This is a genomic window from Aquisalimonas asiatica (genome assembly GCF_900110585.1).
Classification (GTDB): domain Bacteria; phylum Pseudomonadota; class Gammaproteobacteria; order Nitrococcales; family Aquisalimonadaceae; genus Aquisalimonas; species Aquisalimonas asiatica.
In genome coordinates, this window is the sequence record NZ_FOEG01000001.1 from 511173 (window position 1) to 525778 (window position 14606).

A 14606-nucleotide genomic window follows, 5' to 3' on the forward strand; every position below is an offset into this window, starting at 1 on the left:
GGGATGACGCAGGGCGGACGCCACGGCACACACAACCGATGCGACTATGAAACATATACGCAACTTCTCGATCATCGCGCACATCGACCATGGCAAATCGACCCTGGCGGACCGGCTCATCGAGCGCTGCGGCGCGCTGACCGGCCGGGAGATGTCCGAGCAGGTGCTGGACTCCATGGACCTGGAGCGCGAGCGCGGCATTACCATCAAGGCCCAGAGTGTGGCGCTTGAGTACACCGCGAAAGACGGCAACACCTACCAGCTCAACATCATCGACACCCCCGGACACGTGGACTTCTCCTACGAAGTCTCCCGGTCACTCGCGGCATGCGACGGCGCGCTACTGGTGGTGGACGCCTCCCAGGGCGTCGAGGCGCAGAGCGTTGCCAACTGCTATACGGCCGTGGGCGAAGGACTGGAGATTCTGCCGGTCCTGAACAAGATCGACCTGCCGTCCGCCGAGCCGGAGCAGGTCCTGCAGGAGATCGAGGAGATCATCGGTCTCGAGACCGACAACGCCATGATGGTCAGTGCCAAGACCGGCCAGGGCATCGACGAGCTGCTCGAAGCGATCGTGGAGCATATCCCGGCCCCCACCGGCAAGCCGGACGAGCCCCTGAAGACGCTGATCATGGACTCCTGGTTCGACAATTACCTGGGGGTCGTGTGCCTGGTGCGCGTGATCAACGGTCGCATGAAAGTCGGCGAGAAGATCCAGGTCATGTCCACCGGCCGGGAATTCCAGGTGGATCAGCTGGGCATGTTCACGCCCAAGAAGACCCCGATGAAGGCGCTGGAGACGGGGGAGGTCGGCTTCGTGGTTGCCGGCATCAAGGATATCGATGGTGCACCGGTCGGCGACACCCTGACCCACAAGCATGCACCGTGCGCCGAGCGCGTCCCGGGGTTCAAGGTTGTGCAGCCGCGCGTGTTCGCGGGCATGTTCACCATCAGCTCGGAAGACTACGAGGCATTCCGCGACGCCCTGTCGAAGCTGCGGCTGAATGACGCGTCGCTGCAGTACGAACCCGAGACCTCCGCGGCGCTGGGCTTCGGCTTCCGCTGTGGTTTCCTGGGCATGCTGCACATGGAGATCGTGCAGGAGCGGCTTGAGCGGGAATACAACCTGGATCTCATCACCACCGCACCCACGGTCATCTACGAGGTGGAGACGACGTCGGGCGAGGTGCTCGAGGTGAGCAATCCGGCACAGCTGCCAGCCAACCACGAGATCGAGGAGATTCGCGAGCCGATCATCAACGCCAGCATCCTGGTTCCCCAGGCGTACGTGGGCAACGTGATCGCACTGTGCGAGGAGAAGCGCGGCTCCCAGAAAGACATGCAGTTCGTCGGCAACCAGATCTCGCTCACCTACGAGTTGCCGCTGAGCGAAGTGGTGCTGGACTTCTTCGACCGCATGAAGTCGGCCAGCCGCGGGTTCGCGTCGTTCGATTACGAGCTCAACCGCTTCCAGGCCGAGAACCTCGTGCGGCTGGACGTGCTGATCAACGGCGATCGCGTGGACGCGCTGGCGTTGATCGTGCATCGTGATCACGCGCAGCGGCGAGGGCGCGAGCTCACGGACCGCCTGAAGAAACTCATCCCGCGACAGATGTTCGAGGTGGCCATTCAGGCAGCGGTAGGCAGCCACATCGTGGCGCGCTCCACCGTCAAGGCCATGCGCAAGAACGTCACGGCAAAGTGCTACGGCGGCGACATCACCCGCAAACGCAAGCTTCTGGAAAAACAGAAGGCCGGGAAAAAGCGCATGAAACAGGTCGGCAAGGTCGAGATCCCGCAGGAAGCCTTCCTGTCGGTCCTGCAGGTCGACGGTGACGACTGAGGCCCGTCGGCGCGGGCCCGTCAGGAAAGGATAAAGCCATGCTTTTCGATTTCGAACTGTTGCTGGTGGCGGTGACCCTGATCACGGGTCTGACCGTGTTCTACGCGTGGATGCACCGACGTGCGCGTCACAAGGCCGGGCGGCCGGCGCTGGAGAAAGACAACTGGTGGGTGGACCTGTGCCGCTCGCTGTTTCCGGTGATCGTGGTGGTACTGGTCATTCGCTCCTTCGTGGTGGAACCGTTCCGGATCCCCTCGGGGTCAATGATCCCCACACTGCTGGCGGGCGACTTCATTCTGGTCAACAAGTTCTCCTACGACGTGCGACTGCCGGTGACCAACCATTCGCTGATCCCCACCGGAGACCCGCAGCGCGGGGATCTGGCGGTGTTCAAGTATCCGGTCAACCCGCAGCAGGATTTCATCAAGCGCGTGGTTGCATTACCGGGCGATCACGTGCGTTATGACGACGGACTGCTTTACATTAACGATGAACCGGTCGAACAGACGGAACAGGGCGATTATGATCAGCCTGAAGCGCCACGGGCGCGGCTGATGACCGAAACCCTGGGAGAGCGGGAATACGGCGTATTGCAGCACCCCCGCGGGACCTGGTGTACGGACTACGCGGCCGGGCCGGATGGCTACACCGTGCCGGATGGTCACTATTTCACCATCGGTGACAACCGTGATCGCAGCAGCGACAGCCGCTGCTGGGGGCCTGTCAGCGAGGACCTGCTGGTGGGGCGCGCATTTCTCATCTGGATGAGCTGGAACGGCTATGAGAATCGGATCAACTGGAGTCGCATTGGCACCCGCATCCAGTAAGCGCTGCCGCGGCAAACCGCGTCAGCAGGGAGTGAGCCTCGTGGGCCTGCTCGTGGTGCTGGTGCTGGGCGCTTTCGTGGCCATGCTGGCGCTGCGCATCATTCCCATCTACCTGGAATCGATGACGGTGGCTTCCGTGGTGAGCGACGTTGCGGACAATCCCGAGCTCGGCGACGCACGCCCGGGCGAGGTGCGCAGCGCCCTGATGCGCCAGCTGCAGGTCAACAATGTCGACAAGCTCGGCCGCAATGACATCTCGGTGGAGCGCTCCGGCGAGGGCGTGGCCATCGTCGTGGCTTACGAGCGGCGGTTTCCGTTGATCGCCAACCTGGACGGAATCGCCAGCTTCCGGGAAGAGGCGCTGGTACAACCGTGAGTGATCCCCTCGATCAGTTGGCGTCGCAACTGGGATACCGGTTCCGGAAGCCGGAGCTGCTGGAAGAGGCGGTGACCCACCGCAGCGTCAGCGAGCGCAACAACGAGCGGCTCGAGTTCCTCGGCGACAGCATCCTCAACTTTGTCATCGCCGATCAGCTGTTCCATCGTCAGCCCGAGGATTCCGAAGGCGGGCTCAGCCGTCTGCGGGCCAGCCTGGTCAACAGGGAGACGTTGGCCTCCATTGCCAGACAGCTGGATCTCGGCACCCACCTGCGGCTGGGCAGCGGCGAACGCAAGAGCGGTGGCCGACGGCGGGATTCCATCCTGTCGGACGCCCTGGAGGGTGTTCTGGGCGCTGTGTACATCGACGGTGGCTTTACGGCGTGCCGGGACCTCATCGTGCGGCTGTATGCCACACGGCTGGAGAACCTCCCCAGCGCCGCGGAGCTCAAGGACCCCAAGACGCGGCTGCAGGAGTACCTGCAGTCGGCGCGGCTCTCTCTGCCGTCCTACGAGGTGCTGGACATCGCCGGCAAGGCGCACGACCAGACATTCCGGGTCGAGTGCCGGGTGCCGGGCATCGAACAGGTGACCATCGGCGAGGCCGGCAGCCGGCGCCGTGCTGAGCAGCGGGGCGCCGAAGCCATGCTCAAGGCACTGAACCCGAACGAAGCGGACCAAGACCATGACTGATCCTGACGCCGGCACGGATGGCGAACGCCCGCAGCGCTGCGGCTACATCGGCCTTGTCGGACGGCCCAACGTGGGCAAGTCCACGCTACTGAACCGCCTGCTCGGGATGAAGCTGAGCATTGTCTCCCGGCGCCCGCAAACCACCCGCAACAGCATTCTGGGCGTGCAGACGCGGGATGATACCCAGTTCATCTATGTCGATACGCCCGGTCTCCACGGGCGGCAGAAGAAGGCCCTGAACCGGTACCTGAACCGCTCCGCGGTTACGGCGCTGCGTGATGTGGACGTTGTGGTGATGCTGGTGGAGCCCCAGCGCTGGACCGACGACGACGAGCTCGTGCTGGAACACCTGCGGCAGCTGGATCGTCCGGTGATCGCGGTGGTGAACAAGGTTGACCTCATCCCGCACAAGGAGGAGCTGCTGCCGTTTCTGGAAGAGCTCGCCGGGCGGTATCCCTTCAGGGAGATCATTCCCCTGTCCGCGGAGAAGGGGCAGAACGTGGAGCCGCTGGAGGAGGTCATACGGGGGTATCTCCCCGAGTCGGTGTTCTATTTTCCCGAGGAGCAGGTCACCGACCGCAGCCAGCGTTTCCTGGTCGCGGAACTGATCCGGGAGCAGTTGATGCGCACTCTTGGTCAGGAAGTCCCGTACTCCACGTCCGTCGCCCTGGAAGCCTTCGAGGAAAGTGACCGGCTGATCCGGATCTCCGCGGTCATCTGGGTGGAACGGGACGGGCAGAAGGCAATCGTGATCGGCAACGGCGGACAGCAGCTCAAGCGCATCGGCCAGCAGGCGCGTCGCCAGATCGAGCACTTGGTGGAGAAAAAGGTGCACCTGGAGCTCTGGGTGAAGATCCGCGAAGGCTGGGCGGATGACGAGCGCGCCATGAAAAGCCTGGGTTACGATGAGAACTGACCGGGCCAGTACCCCGCTGGCGTGACGGATACCAGGGCGGACCGCGAGGATGCCGGCAAATCAAGGGGATCAATCGATTCCGGCCTGGGTGGTGCACCGGCGCCCCTACCGGGATACCAGCCTCCTGCTGGAACTCCTGACCGAACAGCACGGCCGCATCGGTGCAGTGGCCCGGGGCGCCCGCAGCCAGAAATCGCGCTGGCGCGGGGTGCTGGAGCCCTTCCAGCCCGTGCTTGTCTCCTGGCGCGGCCGCGGCGAGCTGGCCACCCTCACGGGTGCGGAATCCGGGGGTCGACCGCTACGCTTCCAGGGAACACGGCTTGCGGCCGCGTTCTATCTGAGCGAACTGGTACTGCGACTGCTGCGGCGCGAAGACCCGGAGCCGGACGTTTTTGCGGCCTACGGGGATGCGCTCATCTCGCTCGCAGCCGCCGATGCGCCCGAAGACGCGCCGCTGCGGCATTTCGAGAAACGGCTTCTGGATGCGCTGGGATACAGCCTGCTGCTGGACACCACGGCCGACGGCCAGTCTCCGGTGGCAGCCGGCTCCACTTACCGCTATGAGCTTGAATACGGACCGGTCCCCGTGGCCCCGGGTGCAAGCGGTCTGCTCATCTCCGGTGACGCACTGCTCGCCCTGGATCAGGCGCGGTTCGACGATCCCGCACTGCGCAGTGAGATGCAGCGTCTGACAAGCGCCGCGCTACGGCTGTATATTGGCGACCGGCCGCTGCAGAGCCGCGCGCTCTACCAGAGCCTGCGGCGGCGGTCCGGATCAGGAGGAGAGGAGTCAGGAACATGAGAACCCATCACCAGGCAGGGGTGCTCCTGGGCGTCAACATTGATCATGTCGCCACGCTGAGGCAGGCGCGCGGGACGCGGTATCCCGACCCCGTCCAGGCGGCGCTGCTGGCCGAGCAGGGCGGTGCGGACGGCATCACGCTGCACCTGCGCGAGGATCGCCGACACATTCAGGATGCCGACCTGTGGCGCCTCGCCGCGGTCATGCAGACGCCAATGAACCTGGAGATGGCGGTCACGGACGAGATGCTCGGCATCGCTGAACAACTGAAGCCGTCGCACTGCTGCCTGGTCCCCGAGCGTCGGGAAGAACTCACCACGGAAGGGGGGCTCGACGTGGCGGGGCAGCCGGAGCGCCTGCGCGAGGCCTGTTCGCGCCTGGCCGCCGCCGGCATTCAGGTGTCGCTGTTCATTGATGCCGAGGCGCGACAGATCATGGCGGCGAAAGCCGTCGGCGCACCGGTGATCGAACTGCACACGGGACGCTATGCCGATGCCGCGGACGAAGCCGCGATACACGACGAACTCGACCGCATCCGCCACGGAACGGAACTGGGGCTTGAACAGGGCCTGACGGTCAATGCCGGCCACGGCCTGCACTACCACAACACCGAAGCCATTGCGGCAATCCCCGGCATCAACGAACTCAACATCGGCCACGGCATCGTCGCACGCGCCGTTTTCTCCGGTATGGAACAGGCGGTCCGGGACATGAAGGCGCTGATCCGGGGCGTGCCGCGGTGAGCATCATCGGGATCGGGACCGACCTGGTGGACGTCGCACGGGTACGCCGGGTGCTCTCCCGCCACGGCGAACGCTTTGCCGGCCGGGTGCTGGTGGGCGCTGAACTGGAGCGCTGGCGGCATCACGGCGACCCCGGCAGCTTTCTCGCTCGCCGCTGGGCGGTGAAGGAAGCGGCCGCCAAGGCCATGGGGACCGGTATCGGCGGGGCGCTCGGGTTCCACGATCTGCAGGTGGGCACCACCAGGGCGGGAGCACCAACATTGCAGGTCACGGGGCAGGGGGCTGCGACAGCACGGGCGCTCGGCATCGGGTCGTGGCATGTCAGCATTACCGACGAGGGCGCCTACGCCCTGGCGTTCGTGATCGCCGAAGCCGGCTCCGGGCAGCGCTGAGCCGGCTATTCCTCTCTCCGCTGGCGGCGCGCCTCATCATCCAGCAGATCGTTGATGGCCCGGACGACCCGTTCAACCCCGGCCGGGATGTCCACGCGGTGGTTGTCCACCACGGACCGTTCCAATGCGTCACACGCCCGCTGCAGCGTCTCCGCCCGACAGACGCTGGCCGCACCGTTAAGGCGGTGCACACTATCCCGGAGCGTGTCCAGCTCACCACGCCGGTAGGCGCTGCGGATGGCACGCCGGTGCTCGGGCAGCTCCGCGATCAGCATGTCGCGCATCTCGGCGTTCAGGTCCGCATCGACCGAAACCGGTTCGGGTTCAGTGGTGTCCATGGCGTCGATGTCTGCCGGGCGGTCGGCCACCAGGCGAAGCTGGTGGATCACCTGAGCCTCCGTTACCGGCTTGATCAGGCATTCATCCATTCCAAGGCGGGTGAGGCGCTCCCGCTCGCCCGGCATCGCGTTTGCCGTCAGTGCCACGACCCGGGGTGCCGGCGCGCCGCGATGACGGGCATTGTCGCTGATCTCCTGGTAGGCGGCCTCGCCGCTGAGTGACGGCATGTGGATGTCCATGAACACCAATGGGTAGTCCATCTCGGTGCAGCGGTCCACCGCGCGCCGCCCGTCCGCGGCCTCGTCCACTTCCGCGCCCTGACGGCGCAGGATGGTGGAGACGAGTTTCCGATTGATGGCGTTGTCGTCGACCACCAGCACACGGGTGCCGTGAAAACGGCTCCGGGGCGCGGCGACGGCCGGTGTTCGCCGGGGCTGGAATGACGTCGGCAGCAGCTGCTCCGTGTCCGTGTCCAGCGGATCAGCGGCAGATGTGAGCACGCGGCAGAGCTCCCGGTAGAGGGTCTGACGCCGCACCGCCTTCGGCAGGCAGGTCTGTGCGCCCTGCTGGTAGAGGCTGCGTAGCTCGTTGCGGTCCACCGAGCTGGCAAGGACCACCACGGGCACCTCCAGTGCCTGGGCCTGAGCCATGAGATCCCGGAAGTAGCGCCGGTTCAGTTCCTCACGGGACAGCCCCAGAATGATGCAGTCCCAGGCCGGATCGTTGCGTATCGCCGACAGGAAGATATCGCCATGTTCCTCGTCGCGAACCTCCATTTCCCATGACTCAAGGAGATGCCGGACAGCGAGGCGGCTGAGCGTCGAGGTGTCATGGAGGAGAACCCGCCTGTTCTCCAGCGGGTTGTGCCGGACCAGGGGACGCTCCTCGTGCTCCTGACCACGCTGCTTCACGCACTCCAGTGTGAACCAGAACGTCGACCCGGTGCCGGGACTACTCTCGAGACCGATGGCACCGCCCATCTGTTCCACCAGCTTCTTGCAGATGATCAGGCCGAGCCCGGCACCACCGAATCGCCGTGTAATGGATGTATCCGCCTGGCTGAACGCCTGGAACAGCTTGTCCTGCTCATCAGGCTTGAGTCCGATGCCGGTGTCGGTGACCGACATGCGGATGCGGACCCGATCGTCGCCGTCCTCGTCCAGCATCACCCGTACCACCACGCGCCCCTGGGGGGTGAACTTGATGGCGTTGTGCACGAGGTTGGTCAGGATCTGGCGAACGCGGATGGGGTCGCCGAACAACCGGCAGGGGACGTCCTGGTAGATCAGATGCACCAGCTCCAGGCTCTTGCCGTACGCCGCCGGCGCCATCAGCGACATGACCTCTTCAATGCAGTCCCGCATATCGAAGGCCACATTGTCGATCACCAGTTTGCCGGCTTCGATCTTGGAGAAGTCGAGGATGTCGTTGACCAGCGAGAGCAGATTGGTGCTCGACTCCCGGATGGTGGCCACGTAGTCCCGTTGCTCGTCGTCGAGCTGGGAGTGAGAAAGCAGGTCGGTAAACCCGAGTATCCCGTTGATCGGGGTCCGTATTTCGTGGCTCATGTTGGCCAGGAACTCGGATTTCACCTTGCTGCCTTCCAGGGCGCGTTTACGGGCGATGTCCAGTTCCACGTTCTGGATCTCCACCGCTTCCAGCGTCTCGCGCAGCTCACGGGTCGCCTGCTCGACCTGGTCGTTCAGATCCCGCTCGGTTCGCTCAAGGCGAATCGCCATCCGGTTGACGGCCCGGGCCAGCAGCCCGATCTCGCCACCGGCCAGGAGGTGAACCCGGGCGCGCAGGTCGCCAGCCCCCAGCCGGCGTACCGTTTCCGTCAGCCGGGTGACGGGACGCGTGACGCTGCGTCGCGCAATATAGGCCAGCAGCGTGCTCACCAACAGGGCCACCCCGAGCACGGCCGCGGCCCGGGCAACCATGATCGCTTCCCGATGCAGGTAGGGCGTTGCGTCCACGTCCACGACGACCCAGCCCATGGGTTGCATGCCGCTGTCCATGGGTAGCCGGTCGAGAAGCGGCGCTGGTGATTCCACCACCGGTACACGAAAACTCGGGGTTTGCTGCAGCCCCAGCAGTGCGCTGCCGAGGCCGACCATCCAGCCCTCCGCACGCGACGCCTCGTCGCTGCCATTGGTATGGCGGACCACGATCCGGCCGTCCCCCCGCTGAATGGTCACCGCTGAGATCGCCGGGTCGAGTCTGGCCGCCGCCGCAATCTGGTGCAGCACCGTGTCCTGATCGTGGGCGAGGGGCTCCCGGAGTGCGGGCGCGAGCTGCCGCGCGACGCTCTCGCCACGCTCGACCAGTTCATCATGAATATGGTGGGCACGGCTTACGAGCAGATAACCGACGAGCACCGTTGCTGCCAGCATTGGCGCCAGAACGGCCAGCAGAAAGATTCGAGTTCCCAGTCCCCAGCGCATGGGTGGTCAGTCCTTATCGAACGTGGCGTCCGCCGCTCCATGGGAAATGCGCATGGTACAGGTTCTTGTTCCGCCGCGTCGCGGAACCCGCCCGCAGCTCACCCACAAGGCGAGCCTTCCACCGGCGGGGCGTTGTAGGCGAGAATACCCACCTTCTCTAAAGCATTGTAAGGCCCCGGCGGCAGCCGCAGTGCCGCAGGACACCAGGCTCACGGAGTCGCAAACAGGTTTGAATCCGAAGACGCCATGACATATCCAACCGTAGAAGACTTCGTCGGCAACACCCCGCTTGTCCGGTTGCAGCGCCTTGCGGGTGATACGTCCAATACCATCCTCCTCAAGCTCGAGGGAAACAACCCGGCGGGTTCGGTCAAGGACCGCCCCGCCATGAGCATGATCCGGCGCGCCGAGGAGCGGGGCGAGATCCGTCCCGGAGACACCCTGATCGAGGCGACCAGCGGCAATACCGGTATCGCCCTGGCCATGGCGGCAGCAATCCGGGGATATCGCATGGTGCTGATCATGCCCGAGCACATGACCGCCGAGCGCCGCGCCTCCATGCGCGCCTACGGCGCCGAACTCGTGCTGGTCTCCCAGGACGGGGGCATGGAAGAGGCGCGTGACGTGGCCCAGCGCATGCAGAACGAAGGGAAAGGACGGGTTCTGGATCAGTTCGCCAACCCCGACAACTGGCGAGCGCACTACGAGGGCACCGGACCGGAGATCTGGCGCGACACCAGGGGCGGGGTGACCCATTTCGTGTCGTCCATGGGCACCACCGGCACCATCATGGGGACATCCCGCTTCTTCAAGGAAACGGCGCCCCATGTGGAGATTGTCGGGGTGCAGCCGGACGACGGCTCCCAGATCCCGGGGATCCGTCGCTGGCCGGAGGCGTATCTGCCGAAGATCTACGAGCCCGAGCGGGTCGATCGCATCATCGACGTGAGCCAGGCGGAGGCCGAAGAGATGACCCGGCGGCTGGCCGCCGAGGAAGGCATCATGGCCGGCGTGTCGTCGGGCGGCACACTGTTCGCGGCGCTGCAGCTCTCCGCCGAGGTGGAGAACGCCACCATCGTCACCATTGTCTGCGACCGCGGCGACCGGTATCTCTCGTCCGGCGTCTTTCCGGACTGAATCCCATGACCGTATTCGTTTTCGATATTGAAACCGTGCCGGACCTGGACGGTCTGCGCCGCATTCACGGGCTCGACGGACTGGACGACGACGCCGTCGCCGAAGCCGGTTTCGCGCTGCGACGCCAGGAGACCGGCGGATCGGACTTTCTGCGCCTGCATCTTCACCGGGTGGTGGTGATCTCCATTGCCATGCGCAGCGGCGACCGTTTCAAGGTCTGGTCCCTGGGCGAGGGCGGTGACGACGAGGCCGACCTGATCCAGCGTTTCTACGACGGCATCGATCGCTTTACGCCGACGCTGGTGTCGTGGAACGGCAGCGGCTTCGACCTGCCGGTGCTGCACTACCGGGCCCTGAAACACGGTCTGAGTGCTCCCCGGTACTGGGAGACCGGGGCGACCGAGCAGGGCTTTCGCTGGAACAACTACCTGAACCGTTTCCACGAGCGCCACACCGATCTCATGGATATGATCGCCGGCTACCAGCCGCGCGCCAACGCGCCGCTGGACGAAATCGCCACACTCTGCGGTTTCCCGGGAAAGATGGGCATGGACGGTGGCAAGGTCCATCAGGCGATCCAGGACGGGGCCTTCGACTCCGTCCGCGACTACTGCGAGACCGACGTGCTGAACACCTATCTGGTCTGGTTGCGTTTCCAGCTGTTGCGCGGCCACCTCGATCACGCCGCCTATGCGCGCGAATGCGCCCTGGTGAGAGAGACGCTCGAAGCGGAGCAGCGCCCCCATTTCCAGGCCTTCCTGGAGGCGTGGCCCCGGCAGGCGCTGGAGGAGACCCGCAATGGGTAAGCGCCGCCGCCGTTCCAGAATTCCGATGGAGCCGGTGGACGTACAGGTGGAGTCACTCAGCCACGAGGGCCGGGGGGTTGCCCACGTGGACGGCAAGACGGTGTTCGTCCACGGTGCGCTGCCGGGCGAGTCCGTGCGCATGCGCTACACCAGGAGCCACCGTCGCTTTGACGAGGGGCGCGTGGAGGCCGTTCTGGAGGCCTCGGCACAACGCATCGAGCCGCGCTGCCCGCATTTCGGCGTCTGCGGCGGCTGCAGCCTCCAGCACATGCCCCCGGAGCAGCAGATTCAGTTCAAGGAGGAGGTGCTGCTGGAGCAGTTCCGCCACATCGGCGGGGTGGAGCCGACGCAGGTCCTGGCGCCCCTGACCGGCCCCACCTGGGGCTACCGCCGCAAGGCGCGGCTGGCGGTCAAGGACGTGCCGGCGAAAGGGCGGGTGCTGGTCGGTTTCCGCGAAAAGCACAGCCCCTACGTGGCCGACATGACCGAGTGCCATGTGCTCGACCCGCGCGTCGCGGAACGGCTCACCGACCTGAGCGACCTCGTTGCCCGGCTGTCATGCCGCGACCGCCTGCCGCAAATCGAGGTCGCCATTGGCGAGGCAACTGTTGCGCTGGTTTTCAGGAACCTGCGCGCGTTTACCGAAGCGGATTACGCAGAGCTGACCGCCTTCGGACAGGCGCACGATTTCGCCATCTACGAGCAACCGGGCAACGAGACCACCGTCGCGCCAATCTGGCCGGCATCGCCGCGCCTTGCGTATCACCCGGCCCCCGGTGAAGCGGAGATCGTCTTTCAGCCCACGGACTTCACCCAGGTCAATCACGACATCAACACCAGCATGGTGCAGCGGGCCCTGGACTATCTGCAGCCGCAACAGCAGGACCGGATTCTCGACCTGTTCTGCGGGCTGGGGAACTTCTCGCTGCCCCTTGCGGCGCGCGCCGGCGAGGTGGTGGGCGTCGAGGGTGACCGGCAACTGGTGGAACGTGCCCAGGAGAACGCAAGCCGCAACGGCGTCGGCAACGTGCAATTCCATGTCGCGGATCTTGCCGCGGACAACGAGACCCCGGAGTGGCTGGACCGCCCCTTCAACAAGATCCTGCTGGACCCGCCTCGCTCCGGTGCGGCGGAGGTCATCGCCAGGGTGGGTGACCTGGGCGCGGACACCATACTCTACATTTCCTGCAATCCGGCGACTCTGGCCCGGGATGCGGGCACCCTGGTCCACGATCACGGCTACCGGCTGGAATGTGCAGGGGTCATGGACATGTTCCCGCATACCGCCCACGTGGAGAGCCTGGCATTGTTCCGGCGCACGAGCTAGCGAGACACGAGCATGAGTCAGAACTTCGAAATCCTAGACCGCACGGTTGCTTACGACGGCTTCTTCAAGCTGGAGCGCTACCGGTTGAAGCACGGGTTGTTTGCCGGCGGCATGACCCCCGAATTGACCCGGGAGCTGCTGCGCCGCGGGCGGGTGGCCGCGGTGCTGCCGTACGATCCCGCACTGGATGCGGTGGTGCTGGTGGAGCAGTTCCGCATCGGCGCCATCGACGCACCGAACGGCGCCTGGCTGATGGAAGTAGTCGCCGGTGTCGCGGAGCCACAGGAGGCGGTCGCCGACGTGGCCCATCGGGAGGCGGCGGAAGAGGCAGGGCTCGAACTGCAGGAGCTCATGCGCATCTGCGACTACTATCCGAGCCCGGGCATGTCGTCGGAGCTGGTCAGCCTGTACTGCGCGCGCGTGGACGCCTCCAGCGCCGGCGGGCTGCACGGCCTGCAGGAGGAAAACGAAGACATCCGCGCCCACGTACTCCCCTTCGATGAAGCCATGGACATGCTCGAGAACGGGATCATCAACAACGCGATGCCCATCATCGCGCTGCAGTGGCTGGCGCTGAACCGGGAGCGGCTACTGGACCTCTGGGACAACTGAAGGCGAGGGCGGCGGGTTACTGATCCAGCCGGTCGACCCGTATCCACCACTGGGTGCCTTCCTCCGAGCGACGCGTCGTGTACCGGCGGCCGCGCTCTTCGGTCTGCTCCGCCTGACCGGACGCGCCGACCAGCAGCCATTCGCCGGTATTGCCGCTCACCGAGGTGGTCACGTCCTGGCCCTGGCGTTCGCCGTCACCCTCGAACGCCTGTCGCGTGGCGGCCAGGGCAAGGGTAACCCGCTCCCCGCGCACCTCCGGCCGGACGAAGAAGCCGCGCTCGGCGGTGACATACTCCCGCGTCTCGGCATGGCCGGGGCGATCACCGCCCAGGAGAAGCTGTTGGCGTGTCCGCCCCTGCTCCTCGCTGGCACGGATCTGCATCGGCTCCCCCGAGTGCCCCGTGATCACCTGCTCGGAATCCTCCTGTCCGCGCGTCCGGGTGCCGTAGGTGCGGACCCCATCCCGCTGCGGCGCCACGCCGCTTCTCGCCATGTCCGTTGGCGTCCCGGCGCGCAGCGTGACGCGCACGGGCACCGCGGGTCTGTCCAGGTGCCCCACGGCACTGCGCACAGCTGCGACCGTATCGGCATCACCACGCACGAGAATGGCGTGGCCGTCCGCAATCAGGGTGGCGTCGTCTCCGACCAGGGCCCGGACCTGCTCGATAATCGCATCCGCGGACCGGTGCTCCAGCTCGACGGACTCGATACTGGCGGCACGCACAGCCGCCGCGGCAAAGACCAGCACCACGACACCGGCCACCTGCCAGGTCCGCCGGGTAACGCCGGTCACGAGAGGGTACCACCACGCCCGCGCATCCATAGGCCCGTCTCCGTTCGTTGTTATTGATGATTCAGAGGGTTAGACGCCGCGTTTCAGGGTCCGGTTCCGCCCGTTCCCAACGCTCGGAGAAGAGCCGTGCCGTCCGCATCGCCAGAGCACGGGAGTCCGGGTCCACGACTCCTTCATACCCCGCACCGGGCCATTGCGCAACGCCACGGGCATCGACGATCACCCATGTGGCCTCATCTCCTGCGTCCTCGTCGGCCAGCCTGCGTATCTCCATGGCGGTCGTGAGCTGCCGTGCCAGGCCCATCAGGCGATGACCACCGCGAACGGCCGCAGTACTGTCGCAAAGCAGCAGGCGCACCCGCGCCCGGCGCCCTGCATTGACCACGAGGGTGCGCAAGGAGGCCACAACCTCGTCGTGATCGAAAAGGACGGGATCAAGCCCGGGGCTGAGAATATCGACGGTGCCACGTGCCGCCGCCAGCAGCTCCGTGACGGCGTCGCCTGATTCCCCTGCGGAGGTGATTCGCCGTCTCATCCCGCCAGCCCACTCCTCA

At 65.6% G+C, this 14606-nt stretch carries 15 protein-coding genes; 12 read left to right on the forward strand and 3 right to left on the reverse strand.

What is annotated here, in order from left to right; genetic code table 11:
* The first annotated feature begins 46 nt into the window (after positions 1–46).
* The 8 genes from lepA to acpS are packed head-to-tail and all read left to right on the forward strand — an operon-like array spanning position 47 to position 6594.
* Positions 47–1843 carry a translation elongation factor 4 gene (lepA, locus tag BMZ02_RS02430; RefSeq protein ID WP_091639616.1) on the forward strand — a complete coding sequence of 599 codons (1797 nt, stop codon included), beginning with the start codon at positions 47–49 and terminating at the stop codon, positions 1841–1843.
* A gap of 38 nt (positions 1844–1881) precedes the next feature.
* The gene (lepB, locus tag BMZ02_RS02435; RefSeq protein ID WP_091639618.1) at positions 1882–2670 is read left to right on the forward strand and encodes a signal peptidase I; all 789 of its coding nucleotides are present in this window, start codon (positions 1882–1884) and stop codon (positions 2668–2670) included.
* Positions 2624–3046, forward strand: a complete 423-nt coding sequence (locus tag BMZ02_RS02440; protein ID WP_091639619.1) for a DUF4845 domain-containing protein — start codon at positions 2624–2626, stop codon at positions 3044–3046. Before lepB ends, BMZ02_RS02440 begins: the two co-directional genes overlap by 47 nt.
* Entirely contained in the window at positions 3043–3741 is a 699-nt protein-coding gene (gene rnc / locus BMZ02_RS02445; RefSeq protein ID WP_091639621.1) for a ribonuclease III, read from the forward strand. Before BMZ02_RS02440 ends, rnc begins: the two co-directional genes overlap by 4 nt.
* Positions 3734–4657: a GTPase Era gene (gene era / locus BMZ02_RS02450; protein WP_091639623.1), complete on the forward strand. Its 924-nt coding sequence runs from the start codon at positions 3734–3736 to the stop codon at positions 4655–4657. Before rnc ends, era begins: the two co-directional genes overlap by 8 nt.
* 49 nt (positions 4658–4706) lie before the next feature.
* Positions 4707–5459 (forward strand): DNA repair protein RecO, encoded by a 753-nt coding sequence (gene recO / locus BMZ02_RS02455; protein WP_091639624.1) that lies wholly within the window; start codon positions 4707–4709, stop codon positions 5457–5459.
* Positions 5456–6202 (forward strand): pyridoxine 5'-phosphate synthase, encoded by a 747-nt coding sequence (gene pdxJ, locus BMZ02_RS02460; RefSeq protein ID WP_091639627.1) that lies wholly within the window; start codon positions 5456–5458, stop codon positions 6200–6202. Before recO ends, pdxJ begins: the two co-directional genes overlap by 4 nt.
* Positions 6199–6594 carry a holo-ACP synthase gene (gene acpS / locus BMZ02_RS02465; RefSeq protein WP_091639628.1) on the forward strand — a complete coding sequence of 132 codons (396 nt, stop codon included), beginning with the start codon at positions 6199–6201 and terminating at the stop codon, positions 6592–6594. Before pdxJ ends, acpS begins: the two co-directional genes overlap by 4 nt.
* A 5-nt stretch (positions 6595–6599) precedes the next feature.
* Here acpS and BMZ02_RS02470 read toward each other — a convergent pair whose 3' ends face one another.
* Positions 6600–9377, reverse strand: coding sequence for an ATP-binding protein (locus BMZ02_RS02470; protein WP_091639630.1), 2778 nt, complete (start codon positions 9375–9377; stop codon positions 6600–6602).
* A 246-nt stretch (positions 9378–9623) separates the two neighbouring features.
* On the opposite strand from BMZ02_RS02470, the gene cysM reads away from it, so the two are divergent.
* The 4 genes from cysM to BMZ02_RS02490 are packed head-to-tail and all read left to right on the forward strand — an operon-like array spanning position 9624 to position 13259.
* On the forward strand, positions 9624–10514 hold the full coding sequence (gene cysM, locus BMZ02_RS02475) for a cysteine synthase CysM (protein ID WP_091639632.1): 891 nt from the start codon (positions 9624–9626) through the stop codon (positions 10512–10514).
* 5 nt (positions 10515–10519) lie between these two features.
* A complete protein-coding gene (locus tag BMZ02_RS02480) occupies positions 10520–11320 on the forward strand; it encodes a 3'-5' exonuclease (protein WP_091639634.1) in 801 nt (266 codons plus the stop codon).
* The gene (rlmD, locus tag BMZ02_RS02485; RefSeq protein WP_091639636.1) at positions 11313–12647 is read left to right on the forward strand and encodes a 23S rRNA (uracil(1939)-C(5))-methyltransferase RlmD; all 1335 of its coding nucleotides are present in this window, start codon (positions 11313–11315) and stop codon (positions 12645–12647) included. Before BMZ02_RS02480 ends, rlmD begins: the two co-directional genes overlap by 8 nt.
* Positions 12648–12659: 12 nt before the next feature.
* Positions 12660–13259, forward strand: coding sequence for an NUDIX domain-containing protein (locus tag BMZ02_RS02490; protein ID WP_091639638.1), 600 nt, complete (start codon positions 12660–12662; stop codon positions 13257–13259).
* Positions 13260–13275: 16 nt separating this feature from the next.
* Here BMZ02_RS02490 and BMZ02_RS02495 read toward each other — a convergent pair whose 3' ends face one another.
* Both BMZ02_RS02495 and BMZ02_RS02500 read right to left on the reverse strand, forming a co-directional pair.
* Complete coding sequence (locus BMZ02_RS02495; protein WP_091639639.1) at positions 13276–14082, reverse strand: hypothetical protein; 807 nt, start codon at positions 14080–14082, stop codon at positions 13276–13278.
* A 31-nt stretch (positions 14083–14113) separates the two neighbouring features.
* Positions 14114–14587, reverse strand: a complete 474-nt coding sequence (locus BMZ02_RS02500; protein WP_091639641.1) for a DUF7931 domain-containing protein — start codon at positions 14585–14587, stop codon at positions 14114–14116.
* Between the last annotated feature and the right edge of the window lie 19 nt (positions 14588–14606).